Consider the following 19,353-nt stretch of genomic DNA (forward strand, 5'->3'; position numbering starts at 1 on the left):
CCTCACCCCGCTCGGTTCGCCCGACACAGTTGCTCGGTCAAGATCAGACCCTACTCGCCGGGTCTGACGATGGCCCCGCAGTTGCTCCAACGTACGGGGACCACCTCGATGATTCCCGGACCAGGGATTTTCCACCCTGTCCGGCGGGCCCCACCCGAGTACCCGCTGAACGCGCTCACCCGCCCGAAAGAACCCTGACCAGGTCTTCCGCGGTGCGGCAGCGGTCCAGGAGCTCCTTGACGTGATTACGCGTTCCGCGAAGCGGTTCCAGGGTTGGGACGCGCTGCAGCGAGTCCCGGCCCGGCAGGTCGAAAATCACCGAGTCCCAGGAGGCCGCCGCGACGTCGTCCGCGTACTGCTCCAGGCAGCGCCCGCGGAAGTACGCGCGCGTGTCCTCCGGCGGCGCCGTACGGGCCCGCTCCACGTCCGCCTCGTCCAGCAGCCGCTTCATGCGCCCACGAGCCGCCAGGCGGTTGTACAGGCCCTTCTCGGGCCGTACGTCGGCGTACTGGAGGTCGACCAGGTGCAGCCGCGCCGCGTCCCAGTCGAGGCTGTCCCGGCGCCGGTAGCCCTCCATGAGTTCCCGCTTGGCGACCCAGTCCAGCTCGCCGGCCAGACTCATCGGGTCGTGCTCCAGACGGGTGAGGGTGTCCTCCCAGCGGGACAGGACGTCCTTGGTCTGCTCGTCGGCGTCGGCGCCGAACCGCTCCTCCACGTACTTGCGCGCCAGCTCGTAGTACTCCATCTGCAGCTGGACCGCGGTCAGCGTCCGGCCGCTGCGGAGCGTGATCAGGCGTTTCAGTGACGGGTCGTGCGAGACCTGGTGGAGGGTGCGCACGGGCTGGTCGACGGCGAGGTCGACGGCGATGAAACCGTCCTCGATCATCGACAGCACCAGCGCGGTCGTGCCGAGCTTCAGGTACGTCGAGATCTCGGAGAGGTTCGCGTCGCCGATGATGACGTGCAGCCGCCGGTACCTCTCGGCGTCCGCGTGCGGCTCGTCGCGGGTGTTGATGATCGGGCGCTTGAGCGTCGTCTCCAGGCCGACCTCGACCTCGAAGTAGTCGGCCCGCTGACTCAGCTGGAAGCCGTGCTCGTGCCCGTCCTGGCCGATGCCGACGCGGCCCGCGCCGGTGACGACCTGGCGGGAGACGAAGAAGGGCGTCAGGTGACGCACGATGTCCGAGAAGGGGGTCTCCCGCTTCATCAGGTAGTTCTCGTGCGTGCCGTAGGACGCGCCCTTGTTGTCGGTGTTGTTCTTGTACAGGTGGATCGGCTGGGCACCGGGCAGCTGGGCGGCCCGTTCCGCCGCCTCCGCCATGATCCGCTCGCCGGCCTTGTCCCACAGCACGGCGTCCCGCGGGTTGGTCACCTCGGGGGAGCTGTACTCGGGGTGGGCGTGGTCGACGTAGAGCCGTGCACCGTTGGTGAGGATCACGTTGGCCAGGCCGATGTCCTCGTCGGTGAGCTGGCTGGAGTCGGCGGCCTCGCGGGCGAGGTCGAAGCCTCGCGCGTCCCGCAGCGGGTTCTCCTCCTCGAAGTCCCAGCGGGCCCGGCGGGCCCGGTGCATCGCCGCCGCGTAGGCGTTCACGATCTGGGACGAGGTGAGCATGGCATTGGCGTTGGGGTGGCCGGGGACGGAGATCCCGTACTCCGTCTCGATGCCCATTACTCGCCGTACGGTCATGCGGCCCTCCTTGCCCGGCGGCACCCTCGGTCGTGGGCGCCACTCAGATACCGCTGGCGCTCGGTTGCGTGTGCGGTGCCCGTCCCCGCACTGCGCGACTCGGCGGTACGCAAGAGCCTAGAACGCCTTTGCACTGGTGGGGAGATCATTTGCGTCATTGCGTTGCTCCAGCCGTGGCCTGAAAAACAGTCGGCTGCGGGTACCCGCCGAGGGCACCCGCAGCCGCCCTGCCTTTTACAGGTACTGACCGGTGTTCGCCACCGTGTCGATGGAGCGTCCGGTGTCCGCGCCCTGCTTTCCTGTGATGAGCGTACGGATGTACACGATCCGCTCGCCCTTCTTTCCGGAGATCCGGGCCCAGTCGTCCGGGTTCGTGGTGTTCGGCAGGTCCTCGTTCTCCTTGAACTCGTCCACACAGGCTTGGAGGAGGTGGGAGACGCGCAGACCCTTCTGGTTCTTCTCGAGGAAGTCCTTGATCGCCATCTTCTTGGCGCGGCCCACGATGTTCTCGATCATGGCGCCGGAGTTGAAGTCCTTGAAGTAGAGGACTTCCTTGTCGCCGTTGGCGTAGGTGACTTCCAGGAAGCGGTTTTCCTCGGATTCGGCGTACATGTGTTCCACGGCCGTCTGGATCATGCTCTGGACGGTGGTGGCCCTGCTGCCGCCGTGCTCACCGAGATCGTCGGCGTGCAGCGGGAGGCGCTCGGTGAGGTACTTGCCGAAGATGTCCTTCGCGGCCTCGGCGTCGGGACGCTCGATCTTGATCTTCACGTCCAGGCGGCCGGGGCGCAGGATGGCGGGGTCGATCATGTCCTCTCGGTTGGAGGCACCGATCACGACCACGTTCTGGAGGCCCTCCACGCCGTCGATCTCGGCGAGCAGCTGCGGGACGATGGTGTTCTCCACGTCCGAGCTGACACCGGAACCACGGGTACGGAAGAGCGACTCCATCTCGTCGAAGAAGACGATGACCGGGGTGCCCTCACTGGCCTTCTCACGCGCACGCTGGAAGACCAGGCGGATCTGCCGCTCGGTCTCGCCGACGTACTTGTTCAGCAGCTCGGGACCCTTGATGTTGAGGAAGAAGCTCTTGCCGGCGGCCTGGCCGGTGACCTCGGCGACCTTCTTGGCCAGCGAGTTGGCGACGGCCTTGGCGATGAGCGTCTTTCCGCATCCGGGCGGACCGTAGAGCAGGACGCCCTTGGGCGGGCGCAGCTCGTGCTCCTTGAACAGGTCCGGGTAGAGGTACGGCAGCTCGACCGCGTCGCGGATGGCCTCGATCTGGCCACCGAGACCGCCGATCTGCTCGTAGCCGATGTCGGGGACCTCTTCGAGGACGAGCTCTTCGACCTCGCTCTTCGGAACGACCTCGTAGACGTAGCCGGAGCGGGGTTCGAGCAGAAGGGCGTCGCCGGGGCGGATGGTGACGTCCAGCAGCGGCTCGGCGAGCCGCACCACCCGCTCCTCGTCGGTGTGCCCGAGCACCAGGGCCCGCTCGCCGTCCTCGAGGATCTCCTTGAGGGTGACGATGTCACCGACGCGCTCGAACTCCATGGCCTCGACCACGTTGAGCGCTTCGTTGAGCATCAGTTCCTGGCCGCGCCGGAGCTCCTCGAGCTCGACGCTGGGGCTGACGTTCACCCTGAGCTTGCGGCCGCCGGTGAAGATGTCGGCGGTACCGTCCTCGTTCGCCGTCAGGAAGACACCGAAGCCGGCCGGCGGCTGCGCGAGCCGGTCGACTTCCTCCTTGAGGGCCACGATCTGGTCGCGGGCCTCACGGAGTGTGTTGGCGAGTCGCTCGTTCTGCGCGGACACGCCGGCCAGATTGGTCTGCAGCTCGACGATCCGCTCTTCGAGAATCCTCGTGTGTCGCGGAGAGTCGGCGAGCTTACGTCGCAGGACGGCGATCTCCTGCTCAAGGTAGGCGATCTGCCCGGCCGGGTCGTCGGACCCGCGTCCCGGGCGGATGCCGCGGTTCATGTCGTCGTCGTGGGCTGCCACGGTCCTCACCTCCTCCAAGGGGAGCTGGACGCTTCCAGACCCTACCTGGGCGGGTGTCGATTGAAACCCCTAGATCACAAAGACGGTCGGGGTGTGTCCGATCTTCACCCTTGCGCTCTCCCTCACGCCAGGGGAATACCCAGCGAACGTGATTGGAACCCAGCCGGGGGTAGGGTCGAAGCGTTCAACACCCGTCGGAGCTGGCCGGATTCCCGGTACGGCTCGACGGAGAAACGGCAGGAGAGATGAGCGTGCAGCAGGAGGCCGGGGTCGCCGGGGAGGCGCTGGAGGTCTGGATCGACCAGGACCTGTGCACCGGCGACGGCATCTGCGCCCAGTACGCGCCCGAGGTGTTCGAGCTGGACATCGACGGTCTGGCCTATGTGAAGAGCGCCGACGACGAGTTGCTCCAGGACAAGGGAGCGGCGACGCCCGTCCCGCTGCCGCTCCTCACCGACGTGATCGACTCGGCGAAGGAGTGTCCGGGCGAGTGCATCCACGTACGTCGGGTTTCGGACAGGGCCGAAGTCTATGGACCGGACGCGCCGTGACCAGTTCTCCACACTCCGTCACTACTGTCTGATATCTCACGCATCTCCGCCGCACGGCCCTCACACGCTGCGGGCGCCGGCCGGCGTGGAGCGGACGAACGCGCCGTTCCGCCAACGCCATTTCACGTCGCTCTCCTCGTCCGGGCAGCAACGCGGTACGTCCGCCGAGGAGTAGCCGAGGAGGGTGGCCGTGACGGCGCCGTCGTGTACGGCGAAGTCGCTGACGGTGGTGCCGTCCTTGGGGTCGAGCAGGGTGGCCACCACGCGCGGCTTGCCGTCGCCGCCCCGGGTGAGGACGTACACGCCGTCCGGCGGGGTGCCCATCGGGGAGTCGCAGTGGACCACGGCGACCGTCTCGGGGCGGCCGTCACCGTCGAGGTCTCCGGACGCCTTCTTCCGCACCACGGCGTTGACCGGGCCGCACTCGATCGGGAACGTCAGGGCGGCCGGGTCGGGCGGCGCCGCGTTCGCCGGAGCACTCCTGGTGTCGGGGGCGGCCGGCTGGGCCGCCGTGGCGGCGCCGGGCTGGAGGACCGAGGAGAGGGCCACGACGCCGGCGACGGCCGTGGCGGTGGCGAGCCAGTGGATGGGGCGGGTGTGCGTGTGGGCGAGCTCCGGGACGGCGGAAGGCTGCACTAGGAGTGTCTCCTGAGGGCTGTGCCGGTGGGGTGGCCAAGATGGTGCCACACGTCACATCACGAGGGAACGGCGGGGTGTGCGCGCCCCGCGCCGGGGAAGTCAGAAGGGTTACGGTTCCTGCCGCTGTGTCAGCGGGCCTGGGCCGGCACGGGCCGCTACCGCCGCGCGAGCTGGGCCGTTCGGAGGTGTGCGCAGGTCAACGGCGTTCCGCGAGAATTCCCCCGGGCGGCAACGGAAAGGCGCCGTGGCGGAGTTCCGGTACGGATCCGGGAACTCCGCCACGGCGCCCGTGCGTTGGGGGCGGTGACGGGCCGCCTCAGCGTGCGGTGCCGCCGTCGGCGTTGGGGCCGGCGTAGTCCTCGCCGTAGGCGCCCTTGGCGGGGCGGCGGCGGCGCATGGGCGGCTCGACGCCGTCGGCGAGCCGGCGGGCGGTGAGCAGGAAGCCGGTGTGGCCGATCATCCGGTGGTCCGGGCGGACGGCCAGGCCCTCGATGTGCCAGTTGCGGATCATCGTCTCCCAGGAGGTCGGCTCGTTGAAGCAGCCGATCTCGCGGATGGACTCGACGGTCCGGGCGAGCTGGGTGGTGGTCGCGACGTAGCAGCACAGGATGCCGCCGGGGACCAGCGCCTTGGAGACGGCCTCCAGGCACTCCCAGGGGGCGAGCATGTCCAGGATGACGCGGTCGACGTCGGCGTCGGACAAGTTGTCCTGGAGATCGCCGACGGTCAGCTGCCAGGCGGGGTGCGGGCCGCCGAAGTAGCGCTCCACGTTCGCCTGGGCGATCTCGGCGAAGTCGGCGCGGCGCTCGTAGCTGTGCAGCATGCCTTGGTCGCCGATGGCACGCAGCAGGAAGCTGCTGAGCGAGCCGGAGCCCACACCGGCCTCCACGACGCGCGCGCCGGGGAAGATGTCGGCGAAGGCCAGGATCTGCCCCGCGTCCTTGGGGTAGACGACGGCTGCCCCGCGGGGCATGGACAGGACGTAGTCGGGGAGCAGGGGGCGCAGCGCGAGGTAGGCGACGTTTCCCGTGGTGCGGACAACGCTGCCCTCGGGAGCGCCGATCAGCTCGTCGTGCGGGAAGGAACCCTTGTGGGTGTGGAAGTTCTTCCCGGCCTCGAGCGTGAACGTGTAGTGGCGGCCCTTGGGGTCGGTCAGCTGAACCTGGTCCCCGACCTTGAAGGGCCCGCGCCTGCGGGCGGCACCGGTCGGTTCGGACATGTGACCAGCCTACCGGCCCCGGAGAGGGCCTCCGACCACTAGGACGGCCTCGCCATCGCCTTGACGAAGGCGCGCTCCACGTCGGCCGCCGACAGCACGCCGTAGATCTCGCCGGTCTTCTCCACCACCAGGTACTCGGTCGCCGGGGTGGCACGCAGGGCGTCCAGGAGCTCCTCTCCGGACAGTTCCGCCGAGACGCGCATGCCGTCGGTGAGGTCCTGGGCGAGGCCGCTGACCGCGACCCAGGGGCGGCGGTGCTCGGGTACGCCGACGATGGCGGCCTCGCGGACGAGGGAGAGCGGCTTGCCGTCGGCGTCGACGACGACCAGGGCGCGGGCTCCGGCGGCGTTGGCGCGGCGCAGGGCCTCCGAGAGCGGGGTGTCGGTCTCGACGGGGACCGCGCGGCGGGTGAGGGTACGGGCGCGCAGTTCGGGAAGGTGCTCGCGCAGGCGGGCCATGCGCAGGCTGTTCCCGGCGCCGGTCCAGATGATCGCGGCGAGGATCGCGGCGAGCAGGGCGTCGAGGACGGTGTCCATGCCGACGTTGTCGACGGCCTCGGAGCCGAAGGCGCCGGACTGGGTCAGCAGGGGCAGGCCGATCAGCACGGCGACGGCGAGGGCGCGGCCGACCCAGGCGGCGGCGATGGTGCCGCTCATCGGCTTGCCGGTGAGCTTCCAGACCACGGCGCGGAGCATGCGGCCGCCGTCGAGGGGCAGGCCGGGCAGGAGGTTGAACGCGGCCACGATGAGGTTGGAGATCATCAGGCCGGCGAGCAGGACGCCCGGGACGGTGCCCGGGTCCACGGTCTGCATGGCCGCGTAGAAGACACCGGCCAGGACGAGGGAGAGCAGCGGTCCGACGAAGGCCAGGACGAACTCCCGGCCGGGGGTCTCGGCATCCTTCTCGATCTCGGAGACGCCGCCGAAGAACTGGAGCCGGATGCGCCGGACCGGGAGCTTGAAGCGGAGGGCGGCGACCGTGTGGGCCAGTTCGTGGACGAGCACGGAGGCGTAGAAGGCCACCGCGAAGAACAGGGAGACCAGGTACCGCGCCGCCCCGAGCTCGGGCAGCAAGCGCTCCAACTGCCCGCCGAACACCCAGGTGATGAGCGCGGCGACGAGGAACCAGCTGGGCGCGACGTACACGGGCACCCCGAAGGGCCGCCCCATCAGGAGCCCGCCCCGGGGCTCCGGGCGCTGCGGCGCGGGGCCCTTGCCGTCGGCGGAGTGGGCGAGCGGACGGTCGCCCCCGCCGGGGGCGGGCCCGTGGGGCTGGGGACGGGGGTGGGAGTCGCCGAAGCCCGCAACGGGGGCCTTGTTCCCGCGGTCCGCCTCGGGCCGGTCGGCGGCGGTGTGCGACCCACCGGCGTAGGCGCGGTCGGGGTGCGCGTCACCCTCCGGTCCACGGCTGCCGTCGCCCTCGCCCGGGGCGGGCGCCGCGTGAGAGCCGGCGGCGTCGGCTCCGTCGGGGCCGGCGTCGGCTTGCGGCGCAGGGCTGCCGTCACCCTTGGCAGCGATCCGGTCGGAGGCCGCGTCACTCGCCGGGGAACGGCCCCCGTCGTACTCGCCCGGAACAGGCGCCGCGTCAGGGTCGGCGGCGTCGGCTCGGTCAGGGTGCGTCTCGGCCTCGCCGCGGGCCGGTGCCCTGGGCGGGGCGTCGGCGGTGGGCTCGTCGTGGGGGCCGTTCGTGGCGTGCCGGTCGGCAGAGCCCGCCGTGGCGGAGTCCGGCTGCGGTTCCGCGTCGGGCTCGCGGGCGTCCGGTGCGGGCGGTTGTGGCACCGGGGCGTCCTCCTGCCCCTCGCGGGTGAAGCGCCGTTCGTCCCTGGGACGTTCGTCGGCGGGGGTCGGGTCGGCGGCCGGGGCCGGGGGCCCCGCGTGGCGCTCGGCCGACTCGTGGTTGCCGGACCGCGGCTGTCCGCGCCCGCCGCTCTCGTCCACCGGTGTCCCCTCGTTCGAAGCGTCTCCCGTGCCTGTCGGACGGGAGGGTCTCGTGTCGATGGTATGCGTCCGCCCAGGTGCGTTCCGCCCCGGCACCCCTGTGTTTCCCGTACGTCGACCGACCCTCCCGGCTTCCACCACGGAAGGCGCCGGGGTCACTGTCAGTGGCGGGCCGTATGGTCTGGGGCATGGAGACGAGCACCGAGGGCGAAGCGCAGCCCGAGAGCAGCCCTGCCCCGGCGGTGGATCCGCCGGTCGCGGCAGGGCCGGCGGCGACGGCAGTGGACACGGACACCACGTGCGGCACCACGACCGGGCCCGCCGCCATACCGCCCGCCTCGCTGTCCCCCTCGCGCGCCAGTGACTTCATGCAGTGCCCGCTGCTCTACCGCTTTCGCGTCATCGACCGGCTGCCGGAGAAGCCGAGCGAGGCGGCGACCAGGGGCACGCTGGTGCACGCGGTCCTGGAGCGCCTCTTCGACGCCCCGGCGGCCGAGCGCACGGCGCCCCGGGCGAAGTCGCTGATCCCGGGCCAGTGGGAGCGGTTGCGCGAGTCGCGGCCGGAGGTCGTGGAGCTGTTCGCAGACGATCCGCAGGGCGAGCGGCTGGCACGCTGGCTGGGCGAAGCCGAGCAGCTCGTCGAGCGCTGGTTCACCCTGGAGGACCCCAGCCGGCTGGAGCCCGCCGAGCGGGAGCTGTTCGTCGAGGCCGAGCTGGAGTCCGGGCTGCGGCTGCGCGGCATCATCGACCGGGTCGACGTGGCACCCACGGGCGAGGTCCGGATCGTCGACTACAAGACGGGCAAGGCGCCCAGGCCCGAGTACTCCGAGGGCGCCCTGTTCCAGATGAAGTTCTACGCCCTGGTCGTCTGGCGGCTGAAGAACGTGATCCCGCGCCGGCTCCAGCTGGTCTACCTCGGCAGCGGCCAGGTGCTGACGTACGACCCGGTCCTCGCCGACCTGGAGCGTATCGAGCGCAAGTTGCTGGCGCTGTGGGAGGCGATCCGGCTGGCGACCGAGACGGGCGACTGGCGGCCGCGACCCACGAAGCTGTGCGGCTGGTGCGACCACCAGACGCACTGCCCGGAGTTCGGGGGCACTCCCCCGCCCTATCCGCTGCCGGTGCGCGGCGCAGAGCTGCCCACGCAACCGTCGCCGGTGAGGGCGGCTGAGTCCGGCGGGCCCGCGCAGGGCAGAATGGGGCCGGACTAGCGAAGGAGACTCACGTGGCCATCCGCGTCCTACTCGTCGACGACCAGCCGCTGCTCCGTACGGGCTTCCGGATGATTTTGGAGGCCGAGCAGGACATCGCGGTCGTCGGCGAGGCCGGAGACGGCCTCCAGGCGCTCGACCAGGTGCGGGCCCTGCAGCCCGACGTGGTCCTGATGGACATCCGCATGCCGCGGATGGACGGTGTGGAGGCGACCCGGCAGATCACCGGCCCCGGGCGGGACGGCCCGGCGAAGGTGCTGGTGCTGACCACCTTCGACCTCGACGAGTACGTGGTGGAGGCGCTGCGCGCGGGTGCCAGCGGCTTCCTGCTCAAGGACGCCCCGGCCAACGAGCTGGTGCAGGCCATCCGGGTCGTGGCCGCGGGCGAGGCGTTGCTCGCGCCGAGCATCACGCGCCGGCTGCTCGACAAGTACGCCACGCATCTGCCGTCGGGCGACGAGCCGGTGCCGGACACGCTGCACACCCTCACCGACCGCGAGGTCGAGGTGCTGAAGCTGGTGGCGCGCGGGTTGTCCAACGCGGAGATCGCCGCCGACCTGTTCGTCAGCGAGACCACCGTCAAGACCCACGTCGGGCACGTGCTCACCAAGCTGGGCCTGCGCGACCGCGTCCAGGCCGCGGTGTACGCGTACGAGAGCGGGCTGGTGCGCCCCGGCGCGCAGTAGGCCGCCGCGCGCAGGTCATGACGAAAGGGCGCCCCCTGCCGAGCAGGGGGCGCCCTTCCTCACTCCCGGGCGTCAGGCGTCCTTGCTCAGCTCCCAGAAGCGGAACACGGTCGACGCGTCGAGGCAGTACTCCAGGCCGTAGACGCCGTCGCGGACGACCGCGTACTGCTTGGCCTGCCACACCGGCAGGACGGGGAGTTCGGCGGCGACGATGTCCTGCAGCTGCCCGAACTCCTTGTCGGTGGCGGCGCGGTCGGTCAGGGCCGCGGTGCGCGGGATGAGCGAGCCGGTGATCGTGCTGTTGTCGTAGTTGTTGCCCAGCACGTTGCCCTTGCCGAAGAAGGGGGCCGTGAAGTTGTCGGCGTCCGGGTAGTCCGGCACCCAGCCCTTCACGTAGACGCCGTACTTCCCGGCCGCGATGTCCTTCTCGTACTGGCCGAAGGGCACGGACTTGACGTCGGCGTCGAACAGGCCGCTCGCGTTGAGCTGGCCGGCGATGGCGGTCAACTCCTGGTCGGTGGCGGGGCCGTAGCGGGACGGGGTCGACCAGAGGGTCAGCTTCACCTTCCCGGTGATGCCGTCCTCGCGCAGCGCCGCCTGGGCCTTGGCCTTGGAGGGGCGGGCTCCGTAGGTGTCGAAGAAGGCCGTGTTGTGGCCGGCGATACCGGCCGGGATGATCGAGTACAGGGGGGTCGCGGTGCCCTGGTAGACGTCCCTGATGAGGGCTTCGCGGTCGAGCAGGTGGGCCATGGCCTTGCGGACGCCGAGCTTTCCGGCGACCGGGTCGTCCATGTTGAACACCAGGTGCTGTACCTCGGCGCTGCTGCCCTCGACGACCTCGGCGCCGGTGCCGTCGTCGGCCTTCTCCATGTCGGCGACGTCGCCCGCGGTGAGACCGCGGTAGGCGATGTCGACTTCCTCGTTCTCGATGGCCTGCTTCAGCGCGGTCTGGTCGCCGTCGAAGAACTTGAGCGTCACGCCGGTGTTCTTCACCTTGGCGGTGCCCTTGTAGTTCTCGTTGACGGAGAAGACGGCCTGCTCGTCGTCGATCGAGTCGAGCTGGTACGGGCCGGAGCCGACGGCCTTGCCGTCCTTGCGCAGCCCGTCCGCGTCGTACTGGCGGTGGTCGACGATGGAGCCGGCGCCGGAGGCGATCTTGCTCGGGAAGGTGGCGTCGGCCGTATTGAGCCGGAAGACGACCGTCTTCTCGTCCGGTGTCTCGACCTTCTCCAGCATGGGGAACATGATCGCGGGCCCGTCGGGGTCGTTGATCTTCAGCATGCGGTCGAAGGAGAACTTGACGTCCTCGGAGGTGAGCGCGTCACCGTTGCTGAACTTGAGGCCGTCCTTCAGCGTGCACCTGTAGACCGTGGTCTGCGTGTCGGTGAAGGCGCAGCTCTCGGCGGCCTCCGGCCGGGGCTCGGTGGCGCCCTTGGGGAAGCTGAGCAGCGACTGGAAGACGTTGTTGAACAACAGCCAGGAGCCGGGGTCGTAGCCGGAGGCCGGGTCGGTGGCCAGGACGTCGTCGGACATCCCCACCACCACGTTGGAGCCGTCCCCCGCGGAGTCTCCGGTTTCCGTGCCGCAGCCGGTCAGCAGGCCGGAGGCGAGCCCCGCCACGATCGGCAGGACCGGCCACTGGTTGCGTATGTTCACGTGTGTGTGCCTTGTCGTCGGTTCTCGAGAACGCCCGGAGCATGTTGCCGGCTCCGGGGCACGGCTCCCCGGGGCCGCGGTCACAGGCCCGGGGTTCCAGCGGGTCCGTCAGCCGCCCACGCCTCGGCCGAGCTCCCAGAGCTGCAGCGTCGAGGCGGAGTTGAGCGCGTACGCGGTACCCGTGATGTCGTCGCGCGCGGCGACGTACTGCTTGCCCTGCCACAGCGGCAGCACCGGCACGTCACCGGCGACGATGTCCTGAATGTCCGTCAGGCTGGAGGAGGCGGACAGCCGGTCGGCCTCTCGGCGGGACTCCGGGATCAGGGTGTTGCGGATCCGGCTGTTGTCGTACGGCGAGCCGAGCGTGTTGTCCGCGTCGAGGAACGGCGCGAGGAAGTTGTCGGCGTCCGGGAAGTCCGGGAACCAGCCCATGCCGTAGACGTCGTACTTGCCCTTCTTCTCGGCCGGGCGGAACGTGCTCCAGGGAGTTCCCTTGATGTCGACCTCGAACAGGCCGCTGGAGTTCAGCTGGTCGCGCAGGACCTCGAACTCCTTGGTGGTGGCCGGGCCGTAGTGGTCGGTGGTGTAGTGCAGCGTCAGCTTCACCGGAGTGGTCACGTTGGCCTGCTCGAGCAGGGAGCGGGCCTTGGTGACGTTCGGGTCGCCGTACTTGTTGAAGAACGAGTTGGAGTGACCCGTGACGCTGGCCGGGACCAGCGAGTACAGCGGCTCGGCCTGGGTGCCGTAGACCTTGGAGACCAGCTCGCTGCGGTTGACGACCTGTGCCATCGCCTGGCGCACGGCCTTGGACTTCACAGTCGGGGCGTCGGTGTTGAAGCCCAGGTAGCGGATCTCCAGACCGGGCATCTCGACGAGGTCGATGCCGGAGTCCGCGTGGCCCGAGAGCTTGCGGATCTGGTCGGGCGACATGGTGCGGGTCATCAGGTCGATGTCGCCCTTGTTCAGGGCCTCGCCCATGGCGTCGGCGTCCTTGAAGGAGACCATCTCGACCTTGTCGTTGTTCACCTTCAGGTTCCCCTTGTAGTCGGGGTTCCGGGTGAACTCGGCCCTGACGAGCTCGTTGTTCTCGACATCGGCCTTGAGCGTGTACGGGCCGGAGCCCTCCAGGTCGAAGCCGTCGCGGAGCTTGTTCTTCGGGTACTCGTCGGGGTCGAGGATGCCGGCGACCGGGGTCGACAGCTTGTACGGGAAGGTCGCGTCGGCCGTCTTGAGGTGGAAGATGACCTCACGGTCGCCCTGCGTCTCGACGGTGTCGATGGTGGACAGCAGGGCGAACACGCCGCTGTCGGCCTTGAGGGAGCGGGCGCGGTCGATCGAGTACTTGACGTCGGCCGCGGTGACGGGGTCGCCGTTCGCGAACTTCAGGCCGTCGCGCAGGGTGCAGGCGTAGCGCTCGTTGCCGGTGTCGGTGAAGCCGCATCGCTCGGCGGCCTCGGGCACCGGCTCGCCCTCACCGCGCGGCTGGATCATCAAGGTCTGCACGGTCTGACGCAGGATGTTCCAGGTGCCGACGTCGTAGGCGTACGCCGGATCGAGGGGCGCGGGGGCGTCCTTCGAGGCGGTGAACCGGTCCGTGGTGCCGACGACGATCGCGTCGCTGTCGCCGCTCCCGCTGTCGGACCCGCCGCAGGCGGCGAGCACCGGCGCGAGCAGACCGATCACGGCCGGCAGCACCAAAGTCTTGCGGTTCATGCTCGAGTTTCTCCAGAGCTGTCGACTCCGTGTACCCGGCATGCAGGGGTGGCGCAGCGGATCACGGGGGTGGGGCGATGTTCTCTCGACGAGGTTAGTCCGGACCGGCAGGAGGGTTCGCAGCCACCGGAGTTGAGCACCCATCACGCTGCGGAATCGGGTGCGGACACACCGAAAACCCGACCGCGGAAGCTTTGGTGCAGCGTCCCATCAATCGGGACACAAAGGCGCGCCGGCCACCCCCGGAAGGGGGTGCGCAGCACACGCCGGATCCGCTGTCGACCCCGGACCAGGTGGGGAACGTCACACGCGTAAACGGGTTCGGAGGTGCGGGAATTCGGCCATCCGGAGGGGTTCGAATTCACCTTCGGAATTACCGCCCTAACCCTGCTGCACGCTGGGTGAACACCTAGCGCATTTCCGTCATCAACCCGTGCAGAAATGTCAGGTCGACCTCTTCGAGGGAGCTCACGACCGTACGGCGGAGGGCCGGGGGGATGGGGGCCACGGAGGGCACCGCCACGACTCGGCAGCCCGCGGCCTCGGCGGCGGCGACGCCGGTCGCGGTGTCCTCGATGACGGCGCACCGGGCCGGGTCCACGCCGAGTCCTGCGGCGGCCGCCAGGTACGGGTCGGGGTGCGGCTTGGTGCGCGGCACCTCGTCACCGGCCACGGTCAGGCTGAAGTGGTGGGCGCCCAGCGAGGTGAGCACCCGGTCGATGATGCGCCGGTGCGAGGCGGAGACCAGCGCCGTGGGGATCTCGTACGCGTACAGCTCGGCCAGTAGCCGCCCGGCGCCCGGCATCAGCGGCAGGAAGCGGCCGATGCGCTCCTCGAAGCCGTCGTTGAGCAGGACCGTGAGTTCGTCGAGGGTGATGTCGGCGCCGGTGGCCTCGATCAGGAACCCCGCGCTGCGGGTCATGGGGCCGCCGACCACGACATGGCGCCAGGACTCGTCGAGCGTGTGGCCGAGGGAGGCGAAGACCTCGACCTCGACGTCCCACCAGAAGCCCTCCGTGTCCACCAGCGTGCCGTCCATGTCGAGGAGCACGGCCTGCAGGGCCGACCCTTCGGCCGTACGCGTACCGAGTGCGGGGACCGTACTGGTCATCCACCTACCTCCTTGAGGGACGATCAGGCCGGTTCCCTCGTGGGAACCGGCCTGCAGTGGATCGACCAGTCTACGTCGTGCGCAGCCGAAGTGCCTCGTTTGACCGCCGTGCCCCCCGGGCACACAGACCACACACCGGGGGCCGCTCCCCCGTGTGCGCGGTGGGGTGGATCAGCGGGCGTTGAAGTACTTCGCCTCCGGGTGGTGGATCACGATGGCGTCCGTGGACTGCTCCGGGTGCAGCTGGAACTCCTCGGACAGGTGGACGCCGATGCGCTCCGGCTGGAGCAGCTCCGCGATCTTGGCGCGGTCCTCCAGGTTGGGGCAGGCGCCGTAGCCGAGGGAGAAGCGGGCGCCCCGGTACTTCAGCTCGAACATGCCCTGCATCTCGTCCGGGTCCTCGCCGGCGAAGCCGAGTTCCGAGCGCACACGCGCGTGCCAGTACTCGGCGAGCGCCTCGGCCAACTGCACGGACAGGCCGTGCAGTTCGAGGTAGTCGCGGTAGGCGTTGGCCGCGAACATCCGGGCGGTCTCCTCGCCGATGCGCGAGCCGACCGTGACGACCTGGAGGCCGACGACGTCCGTCTCGCCGGACTCCTCCGGGCGGAAGAAGTCGGCCAGGCACAGGCGGCGGCCCCGGCGCTGCCGCGGGAAGGTGAAGCGCGTGCGCTCGTTGCCCTGCTCGTCCAGGATGATCAGGTCGTCGTCCTTGGAGACGCACGGGAAGTAGCCGTAGACCACGGCCGCCTCCAGCAGGTTCTCCGTCTGGAGCCGGTCGAGCAGCCCGCGTAGCCGGGGCCGCCCCTCGCTCTCCACGAGCTCCTCGTAGGACGGGCCCTCGCCGGTGCGGGACTGCCTCAGGCCCCACTGGCCCTTGAACAGGGCGCCCTCGTCGAGCCAGCTCGCGTACTCCTTGAGCTGGATGCCCTTGATCACCCGGGTGCCGCGGAAGGGCGGCTCGGGGACCGGGTTGTCGGTGGCGACGTCGGAGCGGACGTGCCCCTCCTCGGGGCGCTCCTCCGCGACCGCCGGGGCGGTGGCCCTGACCCGGCGCTGCTTCAGCTCGGGCAGCTTCGCGCCGGGCACACCGCGCTTGACGCCGATGAGGGCGTCCATCAGGCGCAATCCCTCGAAGGCGTCGCGGGCGTAGCGGACCTCGCCCTCGTACAGCTCGTGCAGGTCCTGCTCGACGTAGGCGCGGGTGAGGGCGGCGCCGCCGAGGATGACCGGGTAGTCGGCGGCCAGGCCCCGCTGGTTCAGCTCTTCCAGGTTCTCCTTCATGATCACGGTGGACTTCACCAGGAGACCGGACATGCCGATGACGTCGGCCCGGTGCTCGGCGGCGGCGTCCAGGATCGCGGAGACCGGCTGCTTGATGCCGAGGTTGACGACGTTGTAGCCGTTGTTGGTCAGGATGATGTCGACGAGGTTCTTGCCGATGTCGTGCACGTCGCCGCGCACGGTGGCGAGGACGATGGTGCCCTTGCCGTCCTCGTCGGTCTTCTCCATGTGCGGTTCGAGGTGGGCGACGGCCGTCTTCATCACCTCGGCGGACTGCAGGACGAACGGCAACTGCATCTGGCCGGATCCGAAGAGCTCGCCGACGACCTTCATGCCCTCCAGCAGGGTGTCGTTGACGATGTCGAGCGCGGGGCGCGTCTGGAGGGCCTCGTCCAGGTCGGCCTCCAGGCCGTTCTTCTCGCCGTCGATGATGCGGCGCTTGAGGCGCTCGTCCAGCGGGAGGGCGGCCAGTTCCTCGGCCTTGCCGGCCTTGAGGGACTTGGCGGTGGCGCCCTCGAAGAGCTGCATGAGCTTCTGGAGCGGGTCGTAGCCCTCGCTGCGGCGGTCGTAGATCAGGTCCAGAGCCGTCCGGACCTCCTCCTCGCTGAAGCGGGCGATCGGCAGGATCTTCGACGCGTGCACGATCGCCGAGTCCAGGCCCGCCTTGACGCACTCGTCGAGGAAGACCGAGTTCAGCAGGATGCGGGCGGCCGGGTTGAGGCCGAAGGAGATGTTGGACAGGCCGAGGGTGGTCTGCACCTTCGGGTGGCGCCGCTTCAGCTCGCGGATGCCCTCGATGGTGGCGATGCCGTCCTTGCGGGACTCCTCCTGGCCGGTGCAGATGGTGAAGGTCAGGCAGTCGACGAGGATGTCCTCCTCGTGGATGCCCCAGTTGCCGGTGAGGTCGTCGATGAGTCGTCCGGCGATCTCGACCTTCTTCTCGGCGGTGCGGGCCTGGCCCTCCTCGTCGATGGTGAGGGCGATGAGGGCGGCGCCGTGTTCCTTGGCGAGGGCGGTGACCTTGGCGAAGCGGGACTCGGGGCCGTCGCCGTCCTCGTAGTTCACCGAGTTGATCACCGCGCGGCCGCCGAGCTTCTCCAGGCCCGCCTTGATGACGTCGACCTCGGTGGAGTCCAGCACGATGGGCAGCGTGGAGGCGGTGGCGAAGCGGCCGGCCAGCTCCTCCATGTCGGCGACGCCGTCACGGCCGACGTAGTCCACGCACAGGTCGAGCATGTGCGCGCCCTCGCGGATCTGGTCGCGGGCCATCTCCACGCAGTCGTCCCAGCGGCCGTCCAGCATGGCCTCGCGGAACTTCTTCGAGCCGTTGGCGTTGGTGCGCTCGCCGATGGCCAGGTAGGAGGTTTCCTGCCGGAACGGCACGCTCTGGTACAGGGAGGCGGCACCCGGCTCGGGCTGCGGGGCACGCTCGGTCGGGGCGACGTCCCGGACGCGCTCCACCAACTGGCGCAGGTGCTCGGGGGTGGTGCCGCAGCAGCCGCCGACGAGGGAGAGGCCGTAGTCCTGGACGAAGTTCTGCTGGGCGTCGGCCAGGCCCTCGGGGTCGAGCGGGAAGTGGGCGCCGTCCTTGGTGAGGATCGGCAGGCCGGCGTTCGGCATGCACAGCAGGGGGATGCGCGAGTGGCGCGTCAGATAGCGCAGGTGCTCGCTCATCTCGGCCGGGCCGGTGGAGCAGTTCAGACCGATCATGTCGATGCCGAGGGGCTCGAGCGCGGTCAGGGCCGCGCCGATCTCGGAACCGAGCAGCATGGTGCCGGTGGTCTCGAAGGCCATCGAACACAGCAGGGGCACCTCGACGCCGGTGGCCTCCATGGCCTTGCGGGCGCCCAGGATCGATGCCTTGGTCTGGAGCAGGTCCTGCGTGGTCTCCACGATCAGCGCGTCCGCGCCGCCGGCCAGCAGGCCCTCGGCGTTGGCCTGGTAGCCGTCGCGGATCGTGCCGTAGGCGACGTGGCCGAGCGTGGGCAGCTTGGTGCCGGGGCCGATGGAGCCCAGGACCCAGCGCGGGCGGCCGTCCCGGGCGGCGTGCGCGTCGGCCGCCTCGCGGGCGATGCGGGCGCCGGCCTCGGAGAGCTCGAACACCTGGTCGGGGATGTCGTACTCCGCGGCGGCGGTGTGGTTGGCGCCGAAGGTGTTGGTCTCGACGCAGTCGACGCCCACCTCGAAGTACGCGTCGTGGACCGCCCGGACGATGTCCGGGCGCGTCAGGTTCAGGATCTCGTTGCAGCCCTCGAGGTTCTGGAAGTCCTCGAGGGTCGGGTCCTGCGCCTGGAGCATGGTGCCCATGGCTCCGTCGGCCACGACCACACGGGTGGCCAGGGCCTCACGGAGGGCGGACACGCGGGTCCGGCTGTCAGCGGAAGGGGTCGGCGGCAACGAGGCCATGAAAGGGGCTCCCTCGGATGCGACGGCTGTCGGCTTTGCGGCTTCCCGGACGTCCGGAGGGCATCCGGGGACGGGCGCACCGCGCCAGCCTAACCGGGAGTGGGCTCGGATGGGCAGCACGTCCACGAGGCGGACGCCGAGGGTGGCGGAACGGCCGGGTGTGCGACCCAGCGGCGACGGATCAGCCACTCATGACGCAACAAATGGCGACGTGCCATTAGCGGGAGGTCGGCATCGACCGGTAGTGTTCGACATTGCCGAACGAGGGGCGGGCCCGGCTCGTCGGCGGTCGAAGGGGACGGACGGGAGGCAAGTACGGCGATGGCACGGAACATCCAGTCGCTCGAACGGGCGGCCGCGATGCTGCGGCTGCTCGCGGGCGGCGAGCGTCGGCTAGGCCTGTCGGACATCGCCTCGTCGCTGGGCCTGGCCAAGGGCACCGCCCACGGCATCCTGCGCACCCTCCAGCAGGAGGGCTTCGTGGAGCAGGACGAGGCCTCAGGGCGCTACCAGCTGGGCGCCGAACTGCTGCGCCTGGGGACCACCTACCTCGACGTCCACGAACTGCGGGCGCGCGCCCTGGTCTGGGCCGACGATCTGGCCCGCTCCAGCGGTGAGAGCGTCTACCTGGGCGTCCTGCACCAGCAGGGCGTGCTGATCGTGCACCACGTCTTCCGGCCGGACGACAGCCGGCAGGTCCTGGAGATCGGGGCCATGCAGCCGCTGCACTCCACGGCCCTGGGCAAGGTGCTGTCCGCCTACGACCCGGTGGCGCACAGCGAGGCCCTGGAGGCCGACCGCAAGGCCTTCACCGAGCGGACGGTGTGCGAGCCGGAGGGCTTCGAGCACATCCTCGACGTCACCCGCGCGCGGGGGTACGCGGCGGACGTGGAGGAGACGTGGGAGGGCGTCGCCTCGCTCGCCGCGCCCATCCACGACCGGCGGCGCATGCCGGTCGGCGCGGTCGGCATCACCGGCGCCGTGGAGCGGCTGTGCCGGTCCGACGAAGAGGGAGCGCTGCGGCCCGAGCTGATCGCGGCGGTCCGGGACTGCGCCCGCGCGGTCTCTCGGGACCTGGGCGCCGGGCGGTTCTGAAGGCACCCGACCGAACCGGGACGTCGTACGGCGTTCCGGTGCATTGGCATGGCCGCGCTCACCTGCGACAAAGATCTATAAGGCCGGGCCGATCCGTGTCGATCAGTAACGATCGTATTTTCGACAACAAGGCTCTTGACGTGCTCGTAACCCCGAAGCA

The 19,353-nt window shown here is 70.0% G+C and carries 13 protein-coding genes; 4 read left to right on the forward strand and 9 right to left on the reverse strand.

The window, feature by feature from the left end:
• Window positions 1–175: 175 nt before the first annotated feature.
• Window positions 176–1,687: a depupylase/deamidase Dop gene (gene dop, locus ACWD1U_RS19250; protein ID WP_451108920.1), complete on the reverse strand. Its 1,512-nt coding sequence runs from the start codon at window positions 1,685–1,687 to the stop codon at window positions 176–178.
• Window positions 1,688–1,921: 234 nt separating this feature from the next.
• Entirely contained in the window at window positions 1,922–3,688 is a 1,767-nt protein-coding gene (gene arc / locus ACWD1U_RS19255) for a proteasome ATPase (RefSeq protein ID WP_451108922.1), read from the reverse strand.
• Between the two features lie 245 nt (window positions 3,689–3,933).
• Here arc and ACWD1U_RS19260 point away from each other — a divergent pair, with 245 nt between their 5' ends.
• A complete protein-coding gene (locus tag ACWD1U_RS19260; RefSeq protein ID WP_451108924.1) occupies window positions 3,934–4,239 on the forward strand; it encodes a ferredoxin in 306 nt (101 codons plus the stop codon).
• Between the two features lie 60 nt (window positions 4,240–4,299).
• Here ACWD1U_RS19260 and ACWD1U_RS19265 read toward each other — a convergent pair whose 3' ends face one another.
• The 3 genes from ACWD1U_RS19265 to ACWD1U_RS19275 all read right to left on the reverse strand — a co-directional run bounded on the left by ACWD1U_RS19265 (window position 4,300) and on the right by ACWD1U_RS19275 (window position 8,034).
• A complete protein-coding gene (locus ACWD1U_RS19265) occupies window positions 4,300–4,875 on the reverse strand; it encodes a hypothetical protein (protein WP_451108926.1) in 576 nt (191 codons plus the stop codon).
• 319 nt (window positions 4,876–5,194) lie between these two features.
• Complete coding sequence (locus ACWD1U_RS19270; RefSeq protein WP_031141913.1) at window positions 5,195–6,097, reverse strand: tRNA (adenine-N1)-methyltransferase; 903 nt, start codon at window positions 6,095–6,097, stop codon at window positions 5,195–5,197.
• 38 nt (window positions 6,098–6,135) lie between these two features.
• Window positions 6,136–8,034, reverse strand: a complete 1,899-nt coding sequence (locus ACWD1U_RS19275) for a site-2 protease family protein (protein WP_451108927.1) — start codon at window positions 8,032–8,034, stop codon at window positions 6,136–6,138.
• Between the two features lie 188 nt (window positions 8,035–8,222).
• Here ACWD1U_RS19275 and ACWD1U_RS19280 point away from each other — a divergent pair, with 188 nt between their 5' ends.
• Window positions 8,223–9,245, forward strand: a complete 1,023-nt coding sequence (locus ACWD1U_RS19280) for a PD-(D/E)XK nuclease family protein (RefSeq protein ID WP_451108929.1) — start codon at window positions 8,223–8,225, stop codon at window positions 9,243–9,245.
• Window positions 9,246–9,259: 14 nt separating this feature from the next.
• Window positions 9,260–9,931, forward strand: coding sequence for a response regulator (locus ACWD1U_RS19285; protein ID WP_037670515.1), 672 nt, complete (start codon window positions 9,260–9,262; stop codon window positions 9,929–9,931).
• A 72-nt stretch (window positions 9,932–10,003) separates the two neighbouring features.
• Here ACWD1U_RS19285 and ACWD1U_RS19290 read toward each other — a convergent pair whose 3' ends face one another.
• From ACWD1U_RS19290 to metH, 4 genes are all read right to left on the reverse strand, one after another.
• Window positions 10,004–11,587 carry an ABC transporter substrate-binding protein gene (locus ACWD1U_RS19290; RefSeq protein WP_451108930.1) on the reverse strand — a complete coding sequence of 528 codons (1,584 nt, stop codon included), beginning with the start codon at window positions 11,585–11,587 and terminating at the stop codon, window positions 10,004–10,006.
• A gap of 108 nt (window positions 11,588–11,695) precedes the next feature.
• Window positions 11,696–13,300, reverse strand: coding sequence for an ABC transporter substrate-binding protein (locus ACWD1U_RS19295; RefSeq protein WP_451108931.1), 1,605 nt, complete (start codon window positions 13,298–13,300; stop codon window positions 11,696–11,698).
• Between the two features lie 409 nt (window positions 13,301–13,709).
• A complete protein-coding gene (locus ACWD1U_RS19300) occupies window positions 13,710–14,411 on the reverse strand; it encodes an HAD family hydrolase (protein ID WP_451108933.1) in 702 nt (233 codons plus the stop codon).
• A 171-nt stretch (window positions 14,412–14,582) separates the two neighbouring features.
• A complete protein-coding gene (gene metH / locus ACWD1U_RS19305; RefSeq protein ID WP_451108935.1) occupies window positions 14,583–18,098 on the reverse strand; it encodes a methionine synthase in 3,516 nt (1,171 codons plus the stop codon).
• A 321-nt stretch (window positions 18,099–18,419) separates the two neighbouring features.
• Here metH and ACWD1U_RS19310 point away from each other — a divergent pair, with 321 nt between their 5' ends.
• On the forward strand, window positions 18,420–19,193 hold the full coding sequence (locus ACWD1U_RS19310; RefSeq protein WP_451108937.1) for an IclR family transcriptional regulator: 774 nt from the start codon (window positions 18,420–18,422) through the stop codon (window positions 19,191–19,193).
• The last annotated feature ends 160 nt before the right edge of the window (window positions 19,194–19,353 follow it).

It is taken from the genome of Streptomyces sp. NPDC002788 (genome assembly GCF_053592115.1).